The organism is Arthrobacter sp. BGA-UO-ETr-C19, assembly GCF_059568005.1.
Map to the genome: position 1 here is coordinate 91,385 of NZ_JCAQPC010000020.1, position 14,627 is coordinate 106,011.

Annotated in this window: 12 protein-coding genes; 5 read left to right on the plus strand and 7 right to left on the minus strand. The window is 67.5% G+C overall.

Translation table 11 applies throughout. The features are described 5' to 3' along the window. Window positions 1-63: 63 nt before the first annotated feature. Window positions 64-1,215, plus strand: a complete 1,152-nt coding sequence (locus AC57BR_RS12695) for a pyridoxal phosphate-dependent aminotransferase (RefSeq protein ID WP_496361045.1) — start codon at window positions 64-66, stop codon at window positions 1,213-1,215. Window positions 1,216-1,234: 19 nt separating this feature from the next. Here the strand turns inward: AC57BR_RS12695 and AC57BR_RS12700 are convergent, their stop codons facing one another. Both AC57BR_RS12700 and AC57BR_RS12705 read right to left on the minus strand, forming a co-directional pair. Beyond that, a complete protein-coding gene (locus tag AC57BR_RS12700) occupies window positions 1,235-1,720 on the minus strand; it encodes a nucleoside deaminase (RefSeq protein ID WP_496361047.1) in 486 nt (161 codons plus the stop codon). A 49-nt stretch (window positions 1,721-1,769) separates the two neighbouring features. Beyond that, window positions 1,770-3,431, minus strand: a complete 1,662-nt coding sequence (locus AC57BR_RS12705) for an HNH endonuclease (protein WP_496361049.1) — start codon at window positions 3,429-3,431, stop codon at window positions 1,770-1,772. 643 nt (window positions 3,432-4,074) lie between these two features. Here AC57BR_RS12705 and AC57BR_RS12710 point away from each other — a divergent pair. Beyond that, window positions 4,075-5,193: a ScyD/ScyE family protein gene (locus AC57BR_RS12710; RefSeq protein ID WP_496361051.1), complete on the plus strand. Its 1,119-nt coding sequence runs from the start codon at window positions 4,075-4,077 to the stop codon at window positions 5,191-5,193. Window positions 5,194-5,301: 108 nt separating this feature from the next. On the opposite strand, the gene rbfA is transcribed toward AC57BR_RS12710, so the two are convergent. The 5 genes from rbfA to rimP form a co-directional block, all read right to left on the minus strand. Then, entirely contained in the window at window positions 5,302-5,811 is a 510-nt protein-coding gene (gene rbfA, locus AC57BR_RS12715) for a 30S ribosome-binding factor RbfA (protein ID WP_496361053.1), read from the minus strand. A gap of 301 nt (window positions 5,812-6,112) precedes the next feature. Beyond that, entirely contained in the window at window positions 6,113-8,974 is a 2,862-nt protein-coding gene (gene infB / locus AC57BR_RS12720) for a translation initiation factor IF-2 (RefSeq protein WP_496361055.1), read from the minus strand. A gap of 152 nt (window positions 8,975-9,126) precedes the next feature. Then, window positions 9,127-9,468, minus strand: a complete 342-nt coding sequence (locus AC57BR_RS12725) for a YlxR family protein (RefSeq protein ID WP_496361057.1) — start codon at window positions 9,466-9,468, stop codon at window positions 9,127-9,129. Window positions 9,469-9,707: 239 nt separating this feature from the next. After that, window positions 9,708-10,685 (minus strand): transcription termination factor NusA, encoded by a 978-nt coding sequence (nusA, locus tag AC57BR_RS12730; protein ID WP_496361059.1) that lies wholly within the window; start codon window positions 10,683-10,685, stop codon window positions 9,708-9,710. Continuing rightward, entirely contained in the window at window positions 10,685-11,302 is a 618-nt protein-coding gene (rimP, locus tag AC57BR_RS12735) for a ribosome maturation factor RimP (protein ID WP_496361061.1), read from the minus strand. Before rimP ends, nusA begins: the two co-directional genes overlap by 1 nt. Before the next feature lie 105 nt (window positions 11,303-11,407). Here rimP and AC57BR_RS12740 point away from each other — a divergent pair, with 105 nt between their 5' ends. The 3 genes from AC57BR_RS12740 to AC57BR_RS12750 all read left to right on the plus strand — a co-directional run bounded on the left by AC57BR_RS12740 (window position 11,408) and on the right by AC57BR_RS12750 (window position 14,623). Continuing rightward, window positions 11,408-12,625: a DUF4439 domain-containing protein gene (locus AC57BR_RS12740; protein WP_496361063.1), complete on the plus strand. Its 1,218-nt coding sequence runs from the start codon at window positions 11,408-11,410 to the stop codon at window positions 12,623-12,625. Window positions 12,626-12,667: 42 nt separating this feature from the next. Beyond that, window positions 12,668-13,411 (plus strand): VIT1/CCC1 transporter family protein, encoded by a 744-nt coding sequence (locus tag AC57BR_RS12745; RefSeq protein WP_496361065.1) that lies wholly within the window; start codon window positions 12,668-12,670, stop codon window positions 13,409-13,411. Between the two features lie 144 nt (window positions 13,412-13,555). Continuing rightward, the gene (locus AC57BR_RS12750) at window positions 13,556-14,623 is read left to right on the plus strand and encodes an aminoglycoside phosphotransferase family protein (protein WP_496361067.1); all 1,068 of its coding nucleotides are present in this window, start codon (window positions 13,556-13,558) and stop codon (window positions 14,621-14,623) included. The last annotated feature ends 4 nt before the right edge of the window (window positions 14,624-14,627 follow it).

The following is a 14,627-nucleotide window of genomic DNA, read 5'->3' on the forward strand; positions in this document are numbered from 1 at the left end:
GAGGCGGCGGGGGTATCGGGCCGCGTCGGGGGCCGCGGCGGGCCCGGCGCTAGGATGGCAGTCATGCCCGAGCTTTCCGCGCACATACGCGACGTACCCGTCAACCAGATCCGCGAGATCACCGAGGCAGCGTGGCGAACCCCCGGGGCGCTGATCCTGAGCATCGGCGAGCCCGGGTTCCCGCTCCCCCGCCATGTCCTGGATGCCGGAATCGCGTGCCTGGACCGCGACGAGACCAACTACACTCCGAACGCCGGGATCCCGCCGCTCCGCGAGGCTTTTGCCGCCAGGTTCCGGGAGCAGTCCGGCGTAGACATCGGGGCGGACCGCGTCTATGTGGTCGACGGCGCCCAGCAGGGCCTGCACTTCGCCATGAGCCTGCTGCTCGCACCCGGCGACGAAATCCTGATTCCCAATCCGGGCTATCCCACGTTTGCCATGACCAGCCGGCTGCTGCATGCCGTCCCCGTGGAGTATCCGCTTTACCCCCAGCACGATTTCCAACCCCGGATCGCGGACATCGAGGCGCTCATCACGGACCGGACGCGGGTGCTCATGCTCAACTCGCCGTCGAACCCCTTGGGCGCCGTCCTCCGGGAAGACTCAACCCGGGAACTGGTGGAACTCGCTCGCCGCCACGACCTGTGGATCATCTCGGACGAATGCTATGAGGCCTTCACGTACGACGTCCCGCACGTGAGTCCTGCCCGGTTCGATAGCACTGCCGCCGGCGAAGCACGCGTGTTCACGTCGCTGACACTGTCCAAGACGTATGGGCTCACCGGCCTGCGCATCGGGGCACTGGTGTGCCCGCCAGGACTGGAGCAGCGGATGAACAACGTCATGGAGGCGATCGTCTCCTGCGTGGCGTCACCTTCCCAGTATGCGGCGCTCGCCGCGTTGACCGGTCCACAGGACTATGTGTCGCAGGCTCACTCGCACTACCGTGCCAACCGCGACGCGGCGTCGGCCGTGTTGGCCGCCAGGGGCATTCCCTTCCTGAGCGCGCAGGGGGCGTTCTACCTGTGGGCGGACGTCTCGCACGTGAGCGGCGGAAACGTCCGGGCCTGGGTCAAGCAGTTCCTGGCCGAGGCCGGCGTCTCCTTTGCTCCGGGAACCGCTTTTGGCTCCATCGGCGAGGGCTGGATCCGCATAGCGTTGTGCGGCGACCAAAGCGAACTGGTCGAGGGCGTGGGCAGACTCCCCCGGAGGTAGCCCGACCCGGTAAGAGGTTTCAGTAGTCGGTACGTTCGGCGTTATTGCGCCAGGCATCGAACGGGTTGCCCGACGTCGGAACCGGGGTGTGGCTGACGGGCAACAGTTCCGGCCGGGAGCCGCCGAAGTATTCGTAGAAGAGCGCGTCGTCAAATCCCGCGGCTGCTGCACCATGCCGGTCGGCGGCGAAGTACACGCGGTCGATCCGCGCCCAGAGCGCCGCCGCGAGGCACAGCGGGCAGGGCTCGCAGCTGGCGTATAGGACAGCGCCACTGAGATCAAAGTTCCGGGTCTCTGCCGCGGCGGTCCGTATTGCCACCACCTCGGCATGGGCTGTGGGGTCGTTGTCCCGGGTGACGCGATTGACCCCCTCGTGGACGGTGCCATCGGCTGTTACCACCAGCGCGCCGAAGGGCCCGCCGCCGGCCGCGACGTTCCGCTGGGCCAATGCCACAGCTTCGGTCAAGTATTCGGTCACGTCTGCAGCTGATGGGTGGGCGCGCATGGTCTGATCATAGCCAGCCTCATGGCGCTGCGGGACAGCCGGGTTCCGTTTATTCGTGTTGGGGTCGTGAGCGGAAGTAGTGGTTGCGGCGGGGTTTTCGGTGGGGGTCGAGTTCTGGTGGGGGTTTGAACCAGGGGACCTCGTTGGTGACTTCGATGGTCCAGTGTTCTTTGTGGATGAGGTGGTGGTGATGGGTGCAGAGGAGGACGCCGTTGCCGGTGCTGGTGGTGCCGCCTTGGGACCAGTAGGTGATGTGGTGGGCTTCGCACCAGGGGGCGGGGATGGTGCAGTCGGGGAAGGCGCAGCCCTGGTCACGGGCCATGATGGCTTTGCGGATGTGGGGCGGGAAGACGCGTGAGGCGCGGCCGATGTCCAGGATGCGGCCTTCGCTGCCGAGGACGACGGGGATGATGTCGGCGTCGCAGGCGATTTTGCGGATCGTGGCCGGGTTCACGGGCCCGGTGAACGCGAACAGGGCGGTGCCGTCGCCGGTCCGGCCGGTGTGGCCCGGCCGGGGGCCCTGCGCGCCCTGGAACCACTGTGCACTTTGCGCTCCCTGAAGATCGTGCCGTTGCTGGAGTTCGGCGAGGAGGTCGCGGTAGTTGATGGTGACCAGGATCTGGGGCCGGTGGCCGCCGTTGGCGGGCAGGGTGTCGGTGGTGAGGGCGGTTTGGCAGGCGCCGACGAGCCCGTCGAGTCTCTTTTGGCCCTGTGACCGGTGATCCAGGGGGATCTCCGGCAGGCCCGGGGTGTCCCAGCCGGCAAGGCCGCCCTGTTCAGCGTCCCCGTCACCACCGGTCCCGCCGCCACCTGTCCCGTCGGTGCTGGTCCCGTCGGTGCTGGTTGGGGTGCCGGGGGCCGGGGTGCGGGGGTTGGTGGCGGTGTTCATGACGGTGGTGAGGGTTTCGAACTGTTCGGCGGTGGCGAAAATTTCCAGGTGCTGCAGGCCGTGTTTGGGGCGGCGGATGAAGGCGCCCTGGATCTGGCGGAGGGCCGGTTCGGAGGGTTCGGTCCCGTCCTGGTCGATGGCCTCGGCCCAGTGTTTGGTGACCCGGGTCAGGAAGTCGCCGTCGCTTTCGACGGCGGTGCGGGTCAGGGCGTGTTCCATCTCGGCGGTGACGTCCGGGGTGGTGAAGTGCCGGGCCCGGTCCAGGGCCAGGGCGATGGTGGTCCCGGCGCGTGAGCTGATCCGGGCGGTGCTGAGCGCGGCGGCGAGTTCTTCGTAGCGGGGCGGGAGCTGCTGGCCGCCGAACCCTGCCCGGGGCAGCACGGCGTCGGCCAGGGAGAGGCGGCGGCGGGCTTCGGCGGCGGTGATCCGCAGCCTGGCCTGCAGGAACTCGACAGTGGTGCGGGCCCCGTCATCCCCCGGACCCGGGCCGGCATCAACACCGGGCGTCGGGACGAGGGGTGACGCGGCGGTGGTGAGCGCCGTGGTGCGGGCCCGGTCCACAGCGCCGGATGCGATCACCTGCAGATGCTCCACGTGGCGGGAGAGCTTCTCGACCCGGCCCGCGAAATCCGCGGCCTGCCCGAAACCCCACAACCCCGTGTCTTCGGCGGTGATCGCGTCCGATGACAGCAAATCAAGGGCGTGGTCCACCACGTCGGCTTCGGAAGAAACGACCTGCAAGGCGTTGGCGCCGGCAGTAGCCAACCCACCGGCACCGGGCCGTCCGGCCCGGTCTGCGGTGAATCCCCCAATGGCTTCCATGGACCCATTCTGGTCCGGGGGTCTGACATTATTAGCCCCGCCGCTGTCCGACCGGCCGTTAGCCGACCGGCCGTTGGCCGACCGGCCGACCGACGTGCCGCCCTCGGAAGGCAGCCCATCAGGCCAGGCACCGCCGTCGTTCCCCGAAACGGAAACCCACGCACCGGCACCGGGCCGTCCGGCCCGGTCTGCGGTGAATCCCCCAGTGGCTTCCATGGATCCAGTCTGGTCCGGGGGTCTGACATTATTAGCCCCGACGCTGTGCGACCGGCCGTTGGCCGACCCGCCGACCGACGTGCCGCCCTCGGAAGGAAGCCGATCAGGCCGGCCACCGCCGTCGTTCCCCGAAACGGAAACCAACCCACCGACACCGGGCCGTCCGGCCCGGTCTGCGGTGAATCCCCCAGTGGCTTCCATGGATCCAGTCTGATCCGGGGGCCTGACATTATTAGCCCCGCCGGCAAAGGGCCCCAAGAATTTCTCCCGCACGGTCCGAAGCGGAGTCCAAAGCGAACGGTCGTGGTGTAGCGCCATCGACATGCCCCGAAAGCCGGGCTTAGAATACGGGCGTCGGGGGACCCGATTTTCGGACCACATATCGGTCTCAATGTTCTGGATGCGCACCATTGACATTGGAGACGGTATGGAAAAGCAACGAGCACTTTTGGCGGCTTTGGCGGCTGCCTCACTCCTTTTGTCGGCGTCCCCGGCGGGCCATGCGACCCCGGCAGCCAAGGAAGGGAGCCAGTCCGCACCGGCCATGCTTGCCAAGGGCCTGCTGAGCCCGCTCCACCTCAGCGACGGGCAGGACGGATCGGTTCTGGTCAGCGAGGAATTCGCAGGGCAACTGACGAAAATCGCCCGGGACGGCAGCAAATCGGTGGTCTACCGGAACGCGGCCTGGGATGTGGCAGGCAGCGACCGCCGCGGGCGCACCATATACGTCGCCGAGAGCCAGGGCGCCGGCCCCATGGATCCGAGGCCGTTGGCCGGACACATCAGAAGCATCGATGCCGACGGGAAACACCGCACCTTCGGCGACCTCGCTGCCCTGGAGATGAAGCACAACGCCGACGGCGGCACGAGCTACGGCTTCAAGGACCTACCCGCCGCCTGCGTTGCGAAGCTACCCAAAGATGTGCCGGTTTCCTACAAGGGCCAGATCGATTCGCATCCCTATGGAATCGACGTCTATGGCGACACCATCTATGTTGCTGACGCCGGAGCCAACGCCATCGTTTCGGTCGACGTCGAGTCAGGCGAGGCCGAAACCGTTGCCGTGCTGCCCGCCCGGCCGCACACGTTCACCGCTACGGAGGCCGCGGCCCTCAAACTTCCGGGTTGCATCGCCGGCCACAGCTACCGCTTCGAGCCCGTGCCCACCGACGTCAGGCGCGGACCGGATGGTTGGCTGTACGTCTCCGTGCTGCCCGGCGGACCGGAGGATCCGGCGCTGGGTGCCCGCGGAGCGGTGTACAAGATCAATCCCCACAACGGCCACGTGAAGCTTTTCGCCGACAACGTGATGTCACCCACCGGCCTGGACATGGACGACGACGGGCACGTGTACGTCGCATCCCTTTTCGGCAAGGGCGTGCTGCGTCTGTCTGCCCACTCAAGCAAGCAGACGGTGGTCCTTCCGGGAATGCTCACAGCCGACGTCGACATCAGGGGCGGGAGCATCTACGCGACGGTCAACTCCCTGCCGGCGCCGAATGCGGCACCCGACGGCCGAGTCGTGAAGGCCCCGCTGGATGACTAGTGACGAGTAGGGACAGCAAGAAGCAAGGGTGCGGCAGGATCGCATAGATCCTGCCGCACCCTTTGCTGCGCTTGGTGGCATCGGCTCCGCCGTGCAAAGCCGGGAACGCTAGCGGTTCCGGTCCTCGTCGATTGCCTCGCCGTCCGCCAGGTCGAGGTCCTCTTCGTCGAAGTCGTCTTCGTCGATTTCCACGTCCGGTTGGACGTCGCTCTTGTACGGGTCGGCATCGCCGGCGTGCTTGGCCTTCTCCGCCAGGGCAGCCACCTCGGCATCGCGCCGCTTGGCCTCCCGGAGCAGTTCCTCGAGGTTGGAGGCGTTCACGGGGATCTGGTCGGCCACGAACTCGAGTGTGGGAGTAAGACGGGCAGTGATGTTCCGGCCCACTTCCTGCCGCAGCACACCTTTGGCCTTCTCCAGGCCTTTCGCGGCGTCAGCCTGCGCGGCCTGGTCACCGAACACCGTGTAGTAGACGGTGGCATGCTGCAGGTCATTGGTCACACGGGCATCAGTGACAGTAATCCCCTCGAGCCGGGGATCCTTCACCTTCCGGCCCAGAGCCTCAGCAACAACAACCTTAATCCGCTGCGCCATCTTGGCAGCGCGTGCCGGATCAGCCATTACATCCTCCTGGATAGAAATAGAAAACTGGGACGCGCCAAGGCATGGAACAACGTTAGCGCGTAGCGATTGAGGGGGCCCGGGAGTGGCATCTAAGGAGATGGCCGCGGGCCCCGACACGAGCTTGCGAGTGTTGGGAAGGCCAGCTCCGGTGCCGGAGCGGGGTGGCTCGGGATCGAAGATCCCAAGCCACCCCGCGTAGGGGCGGGGCGCCCCCAAAACTCGGAGGCTCCCGGGTCGGGCGAAAGCGCGGGGCCGCCGGGAAAAACCCAACGGCCCCGCACCTGTGAAACTCACACGACTAGACGCGCGGCTTCTCGCGCATCTCGAAGGTCTCGATGATGTCGCCTTCGGTGATGTCGTTGTACGAGCCAAGTCCGATACCGCACTCGAAGTCCGTGCGGACCTCGGTGGCGTCGTCCTTGAAGCGCTTGAGCGTCTCCACCGTGAGGTTGTCGCCGATAACCTTGCCGCCGCGGCTGATGCGGGCCTTCGCGTTGCGTCGGATGATGCCCGAGCGAACGATGGAGCCTGCAATGTTGCCGAACTTGGAGGAACGGAACACTTCGCGGACCTCGGCCGTGCCCAGCTGGACCTCTTCGTACTCCGGCTTGAGCATGCCCTTGAGAGCCAGCTCGATGTCATCGATTGCTGCGTAGATGACGGAGTAGAAGCGCATGTCCACGCCTTCGCGGTCTGCCAGTTCGGCAACACGCTCGGCAGGCTTGACGTTGAAGCCGATGATGACGGCGCTGTCGACCGTAGCCAGGTTGACGTCGTTTTGCGTGATCGCACCAACACCGCGGTGGATAACGCGGAGCTGGACGCCTTCGCCAACGTCGATCTTGAGCAGCGCGTCTTCGAGGGCTTCCACGGCACCGGAGACGTCACCCTTGAGGATGAGGTTGAGGGTGTCGATCTTGCCTTCGGCGACGGCCTGGTCGAAGTCTTCCAGGCTGATGCGCTTGCGGCGCTTGGCGAGCTGGGCGTTGCGGTCGGCCGCTTCACGCTTTTCGGCGATCTGGCGGGCGGTGCGCTCGTCGGCGGTCACCAGGAAGGTGTCACCGGCACGCGGCACGTTGGACAGGCCGAGGACCTGGACCGGACGGGACGGCAGTGCGACGTCGAGGGCTTCGCCGTCTTCGTCGAACATTGCGCGGACGCGGCCGTGGGCCGTGCCGGCCACGATCGTGTCGCCGACCGCGAGGGTACCGGACTGCACCAGGACGGTGGCCACGGAACCGCGGCCCTTGTCCAGGTTCGCTTCGATGGCGATGCCTCGGGCGGCCTTGTCCGGGTTGGCCCGCAGGTCCAGCGCGGCGTCGGCGGTCAGCAGCACGGCGTCGATGAGCTCGTCGATGTTGACGTTCTGGCGGGCAGAGACCTCAACGAACATGGTGTCGCCACCGTATTCTTCGGGAACCAGGCCGTACTCGGTGAGCTGGCCCTTGACCTTGTCCGGGTTCGCGCCTTCCTTGTCGATCTTGTTCACGGCCACGACGATCGGCACGTTGGCCGCCTGGGCGTGGTTGAGGGCTTCAACGGTCTGGGGCATCACGCCGTCGTCCGCTGCCACAACCAGGATGGCGATGTCCGTGACCTTCGCGCCACGGGCACGCATGGCGGTGAACGCCTCGTGACCCGGGGTGTCGATGAAGGTGATGTCGCGGAGCGCGCCCTCGTGCTCGTGGCTGATCTGGTAGGCACCGATGTGCTGCGTGATGCCACCGTGCTCGCCGGCGACGACGTCCGAGTTGCGGATGGCGTCGAGCAGGCGGGTCTTACCGTGGTCAACGTGACCCATGACGGTGACTACCGGAGGACGTGCCTCAAGCTCTTCGTCGCCTTCGGCCTCGAGTTCGGCTTCGACGTCAATATCGAACGCGCTGAGCAGCTCGCGCTCCTCATCCTCCGGCGAAACGACCTGCAGCTTGTAGCCGAGTTCCTCACCAAGGAGTGCAAAGGTGTCCTCGTCCAGCGACTGGGTTGCCGTTGCCATTTCACCGAGGTGGAAGAGCACGGTAACCAGTGCGGCGGGGTTCGCCTCGATCTTGTCGGCGAAGTCCGTGATGGACGAGCCACGGCGAAGCCGGATAACGGTGTTGCCGTCGCCGCGGGGTACGCTCACGCCACCCAGCGACGGTGCGCTCATCTGCTCAAGTTCCTGGCGCTTTGCGCGCTTCGACTTGCGCTGCTTCCCACGGCCAGCGCCGCCCTTGCCGAACGCACCCTGAGTGCCACCGCGACCGCGGCCACCCTTGCCGAAGCCACCGCCGGCCGGAGCACCGCCGCCGCCACCGGGACCGCCGGTTCCGGGAGCGCCGGGACGGCCGGGGCCGCGTCCGCCGCCGCCGGGACGGCCGGCACCTGCAGGTGCGGGACGCTCGGTACGGTTAGGCATCATGCCAGGCGTGGGCCGGTTTCCACCGGCACCCGGACGGGGACCGCCGGGACGGGGGCCGCCTGCACCGGCGGCAGGACGCGGGCCGGGCGTAGCCCCGGGACGCGGAGCACCGGGGCGGGGTCCGCCTGCACCGGCTGCCGGACGCGGGCCGCCGGGACGCTCGCCGTCAGTGCGGCCGCCGCCGGGACGGGGCATGCCCTGGGACGTTGCAAACGGGTTGTTGCCCGGGCGCGGCGGACGTTCGCCGTCTCCTCCGCGGCCGCGGGGCATGCCCTGGGACGTGGCGAAGGGGTTGTTGCCGGGGCGTGGGCCGCCGGGACGCGGAGCGCCGCCCGGACGTGAGGGGGTCTCAGCCTTGGGCGCGGGACGTGCTCCCGGCTTGGCGCCGGTGGAGGGCGCAGCAGGCGCTGCGGCAGCCGGAGCGGCGGGAGCAGCCGGAGCTGCAGGCGCCTCGGCCTTGGGTGCCGGTGCCGGAGCGGGAGCCGGAGCAGGCGCCGCAGCCTTGGGGGCAGCGGGGCCGGGAGCCGGCGCGGTACGGGTTTCTGCCGGCCTGGCCGGGGACTTGGGGGCAGCTGCGGGGGCTTCGGACTTCGAAGCGGCGGCAGCCGGGAACGCGTTGCGGAGTTTCCGCACCACGGGGGCCTCAATGGTGGAAGAGGCGGAGCGAACAAATTCGCCCAGTTCCTGCAGTTTGGTTACTGCATCTTTGGAAGTAATACCGAGCTCTTTTGCAAGCTCATGTACGCGGACCTTGGCCACATTTCTCCTGTCTCGGTCCGCACCGAGCCAGGCACGAACCGTCTACTTCTTACTGCGGGCCCCCGCTGCGGTTACAGCTGAAAGGCCCATTGCAGAGCGCAACAAAGTTGTCATCGTTACGCACTCATCGCTGGGAACTCATCGGGTTTCCATCAGATTTCTGACCCGCTTTCAGGTTGGACGGTTGGTACTGCAGACGCCGGGACGTCCGCAGCGTGCGCTCCTGCCGTTATCCGGCGTTCGACGGCGGCGGTTCCGGTTGACCCGTTGAGGGCCCTTCCGAAGGCTCGCCGCTTGACCGCCAGGGCCAGGCACGCTTCGCTGGGGTGCAGCCATGCACCCCGGCCAGCCATCCGGCGTCGTTCATCCACCACGACGACGGACGAACCGCCGGTGTCGGAGACGAGCCGGAGCAACTCTGACCGCGGCCCCTTTTTCCGGCATCCGATGCAGGTACGCTGCGGCTGATTCCCGAGTTGTTGCACGTGTGCCACTGCCGAGTATCTTCCTGCCTGTACCTATCTGCCTGCCCGGCCACCCGCCACTGCCTTTCGGCAGGGCCCGGCGTCCGAACACGCTGATGCCGGCCGCTAGGCGCGGCCAAGTTCTATTCTAGCCCCTCACGGGGCCCATACCCGAAACCGGAAACCGAAACTGCCCGCCGAAGGGGCGGGCAGTTCGATCCGGCCAGGCGCTTGTGCCGGACGGTTTTCCCTCCGACCGGCCGGCGCTTCTAACCGCGCGGAGCCGCGGCGTCGGAGACGATATCGATCCGCCACCCCGTCAGCTTGGCGGCGAGGCGGGCGTTCTGCCCCTCCTTGCCGATGGCAAGGGAGAGCTGGTAGTCCGGCACCACGACGCGGGCTGAACGGGTGGCCTCATCGGTGATGGTGACTGAATTCACACGCGACGGCGACAGCGCGCTGGCGATGAAGGAGGCCGGATCCTCGCTGAAGTCAACGATGTCGATCTTTTCGTCGTTCAGTTCGGTCATGACCGCCCGCACGCGAGAACCCATTTCGCCGATGCACGCACCCTTCGCGTTAATGCCCGGGGTGTTCGCCTTGACGGCGATCTTGGTGCGGTGCCCGGCTTCGCGGGCGAGGGCGACAATCTCCACGGAGCGGTCTGCGATCTCCGGGACCTCCAGTTCGAAAAGCTTCCGGACCAGGCCAGGGTGCGAACGGGAGAGGGTGATGGACGGGCCCTTGGTGCCGCGGTGCACGTCGATCACGTAAGCGCGAAGCCGGTTCCCGTGGATGTACTTCTCCCCCGGTACCTGCTCCGGCGGCGGAAGCAGTGCTTCGACGGTGCCGAGGTTGACCTGGATCATGTGGGGGTTGTTGCCCTGCTGGATCAGCCCGGCAACAAGCTCACCCTCACGGCCCTTGAATTCACCCAGGACGTTGTCGTCCTCTACGTCGCGCAGCCGCTGCAGGATAATCTGCCGGGCGGTGCTGGCGGCGATGCGGCCGAATCCGGCCGGCGTGTGCTCAAACTCGCCGATGGGTGCGCCGTCGTCGTCGATTTCCGTGGCCCAGATGGTTACGTGGCCGCTTTTGCGGTCCAGCTCCGCCCGGGCCTTCTCGAAGGCGCCCGGCGACTTGTGGTAGGCGACAAGCAATGCCTGCTCGATCGTGGGGATGAGGAGATCCAGCGGGATTTCGCGCTCACGCTCCAGTAGTCTCAGCGCGCTCATGTCAATATCCATCAGGCCTCCTCAGAAGGTCCATTGTGCTCAGTTTCCAGACCGGCCTCGTCGAGGCGGCTGAACTCAATTTCGACTTTTCCGCTGCGGATCTTGTCGAAAGGAAGTTTTACGGGGTCGCCCTGCCTGGGCTTCATGCCCTTTTTCACGGCGATTTCGGGGACGAGGGTCACACCGGCGTCGTCAACAGAGCTGATCCTGCCCGTGACGTTCTCGCCCTGGATCACGTTGACGTTGACCATGCGGCCGCGGGCGCGGTGCCAGTGCCGCGGCTCGGTCAGCGGCCGCCCCACGCCGGGCGATGAAACCTCAAGGTCATAGGGACGGCTGTCCGTGCTGGGGTCGCTGTCCAGGATGTCGGAAAGTTCCTTGGAGATGTCGGCGATGACGTCAAGGCTCACCCCGCCCGTTTCTTCCTGCGGCAGATCCACTACTACGTGGACCACACGGTTGGAACCTGCGATGTGGATGGCAACATCCTCCAGGTAAAGCCGGTGCGACTGGACCGCGGGTTCCAGCAGCGCCCGGAGGCGTTCAGCCTCGGGATTGTGGACAGCCGCGGGCTCAGCCTTTCCCGCGTTGGTCCGGTCTGATGAAGTCGTGGCTTCTGCATTGCTCACGATGCCGGCCGCCTCCCGTTAGATGATGTTGTGACTACTAGCGTAGCGATTTTCCGGGCGGCTTGGTGCACGGACTTCCCGCCGGCCGTGACAACATGGTCTGTTGTGAATGACGACAGCGGGCAAAAAAGAAGGCCGGCCAGCTATCTCCGGTACGGCCTGCTGGCGCTCTCCGCATTCCTGGTGCTGAGTCTCGGTTTTGCGCTGATTCCGCGGGAATCCCCGGCACCGGCAGCCCCACCATTCTCCGAGCAGGCGCGCACCGCCGCCCTTGCCGAAACCCTGGACCTGAGGACTGCCGGCCAGCAGCTCGCGGACGGGTCGTCCGGAGCCCGGCGGCAACTGTTTTCGCACACTGTGACATTGCTGACTACGCAGGCCAGGGCGCTCCTCCTTCCCGGCGGCGCCACCGCCGGTTCTGCGGCCGGCGCAAGTCCAGCGGCCGGCGCAGGTTCAGCGGCCGGCGCCCCGGGGAGCGCAGGCCCGGCCGCCACGGCATCGTCAGGGACGGCACCATCGGGCACGGCAACGCTGCCTGCGCTGGTAGCGGCGCTGTCCAAGAGCGGCAAGGCACGTCTCGTCCATGCCGAGAAGGCCGACGGCGGGATGGCCCGCCTGCTCGCTGCGGTAGGGACCGCTCAGCTGCTTCAGGCGACGGCGCTGGCACAGGCTGCCGGAACACCGCCCCCTGCGATTGAGGCGCCGACGGCAACGCGGGGCAACGCGGCCACGGCGTGCAGTTCCCCGGGCAGCAGCGCCGGGTCGCAAGATGCAGCCCGCCCAAGCAACGGTGACCAGTCCAGCCAGACAGCGGACCCGTCTGGCAATGCCACGCTGGCTGGCGCCCTGAACCGGGTGGTCCGGACGGAAGTTGAGACGGTGTACGGCTACCAGGTGGCGCTGACGCGCCTGGACGGGTCCGCCGCGGACCAGGCGGCCTCCCTACTGGCCACGCACGAGACCCTGGTTGGCCAGGCCGAGGCGTACACCCGTGTGCACTGTGTGTCCGTTCCTCCCCGCGAACCGGGCTACACGCTGGGCACCTCGTTCCTGCAGAAGCCCGCTGCGGGACTGGCCAGCCTGGAAGCCGGAACACTTCCTGTCTACGGTGACCTGGTGGCCCTGAGCGAGGGTGAGACCCGGCGGTGGGCAGTCTCCTCGCTGGTCGCGGCTGCCCAGCGGACCATGCGCTGGGGGTCCGATCCGGGGCCTGTACCCGGCATTGTGCTGAACACCACGCTCCTGCCGGAGCTTCCGGAGCCGGCTGCGCCCTCGGCGCGCCAGACCGGCGGCGGCGCAGCGCCAACTCCCGCTGCACCATAGACACACTGGCAGCCGGCTGCCTCCAAGTGGTTTGCTGGAGCCATGGATTCAGCGGACAAATCGGCGTTGCCCCCCGACGCGCAGCACGCCAATGAACCCCACAACAACGACATCGTGCACCGCCTGAACTGGCTGCGTGCCGGTGTCCTCGGAGCCAACGACGGGATCGTGTCGGTCGCGGCGATTGTGGTGGGTGTGGCCGGTGCGACCAGCGAGCACGGCCCCATCCTCGCTGCCGGAGCTGCCGGGCTCGTGGGCGGTGCCGTATCCATGGCCCTGGGCGAGTACGTCTCCGTCAGCAGCCAGAGCGACAGCCAGAAGGCGCTGATCGAGAAGGAACGGCGCGAACTGGCCGAGGAACCGGAAGAGGAGCTGCTGGAACTCGCCGCGATCTACCGGAGCAAAGGCCTGAGCGAAGAAACAGCCCGGAATGTGGCGCGGGAACTCACCGAGCACGACGCCCTGGCCGCACACCTTTCCGCCGAGCTCAACATCGACGAACAGGACATCGTGAGCCCCTGGCATGCCGCCTTTGCGTCAGCCATCGCCTTCACGCTGGGGGCCGTGCTGCCGATGCTCGCCATCCTGCTGCCTCCGGAAAACATTCGCGTTGCCGTGACTTTTGGAGCCGTCCTGCTTGCCTTGGCCGTGACGGGCGCCGTCGGCGCGTGGATCGGCGGTGGCTCCAAAACCCGGGCGGGTGCACGCGTGGTGGTGGGCGGTGGCCTGGCCCTGGCCGCAACGTTCACCATCGGCAACCTGCTGGGCGCCAGCGGCATCGTGTAGCGGCGCCAGCGGCAACCTGCTGGGCGCCAGCGGCATCGTGTAGCGGCGCCAGCGGCGTGGTGTACGGGCGACAGCGGCGTCGTCTGGGCAGGAGCTGTCCGGCCCTTCCCGCTTCGCACGGCCCGCTACGATTACGCTGGAGCTGTGAGCCCGCCAGCAGACGTTCCCATTCCCCCGGACCTGACGCGCCGCTATTCCCGCAGCAGCGCCGGCAGGGCCTGGCTGGCGTCGCTGCCCGAGATGATCCGTGGCCGGCTGGAGCAGTGGCAGCTTGGGCTTGACCTGGCACCGGGAGCGCTTCCGTGGAGCGGGCACGGCGGTGTTGTGGTGCCCGTCCGCGTGGCAGGATCGGCCGCGGCATTGAAGGTGGCCTTTCCGCATGATGAAGCCCTGGTGGAGCGCCATGCGCTGGCGCTGTGGAACGGTCATGGTGCGGTGCGGTTGCTTGCCTCCGACGCCGGAACGTGCTCCATGCTCCTGGAGCGCCTGGATGCCGGCAGGTCGCTCCGGACAGAGCCGATGGACACCGCCATTGAGGTGTGGGGCGGGCTGATGCGGCAGCTGAGCCTCGTGCCCGACGGCAGGCCGCAGTGGCAGGAATTTGTGCATGTCGCCGCCCGGGCAGAACAGTGGAGCGATGACCTGCCCGCCGAATGGGAACAGCTCGGCCGCCCGTTTCCCCGATGGTTGCTGGAGGCCGCGCTCGAGGTCTGCCAGACGCGCGGCGCCGTGGGCCGCCGCTCCTCCGTGGACGTCCTGGTCAACACGGACTTCCACTACCTCAACATCCTGGCAAGGCCGGAAGCGCCCGGGCCAGCGTCGGGGAGCACAACGGCCGGAAATGCTGTCGCCGACGGCTTTGCCGCCATCGATCCCCAGCCGATGGTGGGTGAGGCGGAGTTCGCCGTGGCTCCCGTGCTCTGGAACCGGATTCCGGACCTGCCCGCAACGGATCCCGCCGCCGGCCTGCTGGCCAGGTGCCATGACTTCAGTGCCGAGGCCGGGCTGGACCCGGAGGTGGCCCGGCAGTGGAGCCTTGCCCGTGAGGTGGACAACGCCCTGCACTACACCTCGAGGCCGGGCCACGCCGGTGACGTGGCACGGTCACTGTGGGTGGCCAGCACACTTGCCGGGCGGACCTTGGACGGGCTTCCGGCTGCCCACAACTTGCCCGAACCGGGCGAGGGCGCCAAGAACACGTCGCCGTCGTAGGCCG

Bases quoted from the DNA above. Each gene is read 5' to 3' on its own strand.
- nusA (WP_496361059.1), bottom strand. From the start codon at position 10,685: ATGGATATTGACATGAGCGCGCTGAGACTACTGGAGCGTGAGCGCGAA.
- AC57BR_RS12745 (WP_496361065.1), top strand. From the start codon at position 12,668: ATGGATTCAGCGGACAAATCGGCGTTGCCCCCCGACGCGCAGCACGCC.
- AC57BR_RS12705 (WP_496361049.1), bottom strand. From the start codon at position 3,431: ATGGAAGCCATTGGGGGATTCACCGCAGACCGGGCCGGACGGCCCGGT.
- rbfA (WP_496361053.1), bottom strand. From the start codon at position 5,811: ATGGCTGATCCGGCACGCGCTGCCAAGATGGCGCAGCGGATTAAGGTT.
- AC57BR_RS12695 (WP_496361045.1), top strand. From the start codon at position 64: ATGCCCGAGCTTTCCGCGCACATACGCGACGTACCCGTCAACCAGATC.
- AC57BR_RS12710 (WP_496361051.1), top strand. From the start codon at position 4,075: ATGGAAAAGCAACGAGCACTTTTGGCGGCTTTGGCGGCTGCCTCACTC.
- AC57BR_RS12700 (WP_496361047.1), bottom strand. From the start codon at position 1,720: ATGCGCGCCCACCCATCAGCTGCAGACGTGACCGAATACTTGACCGAA.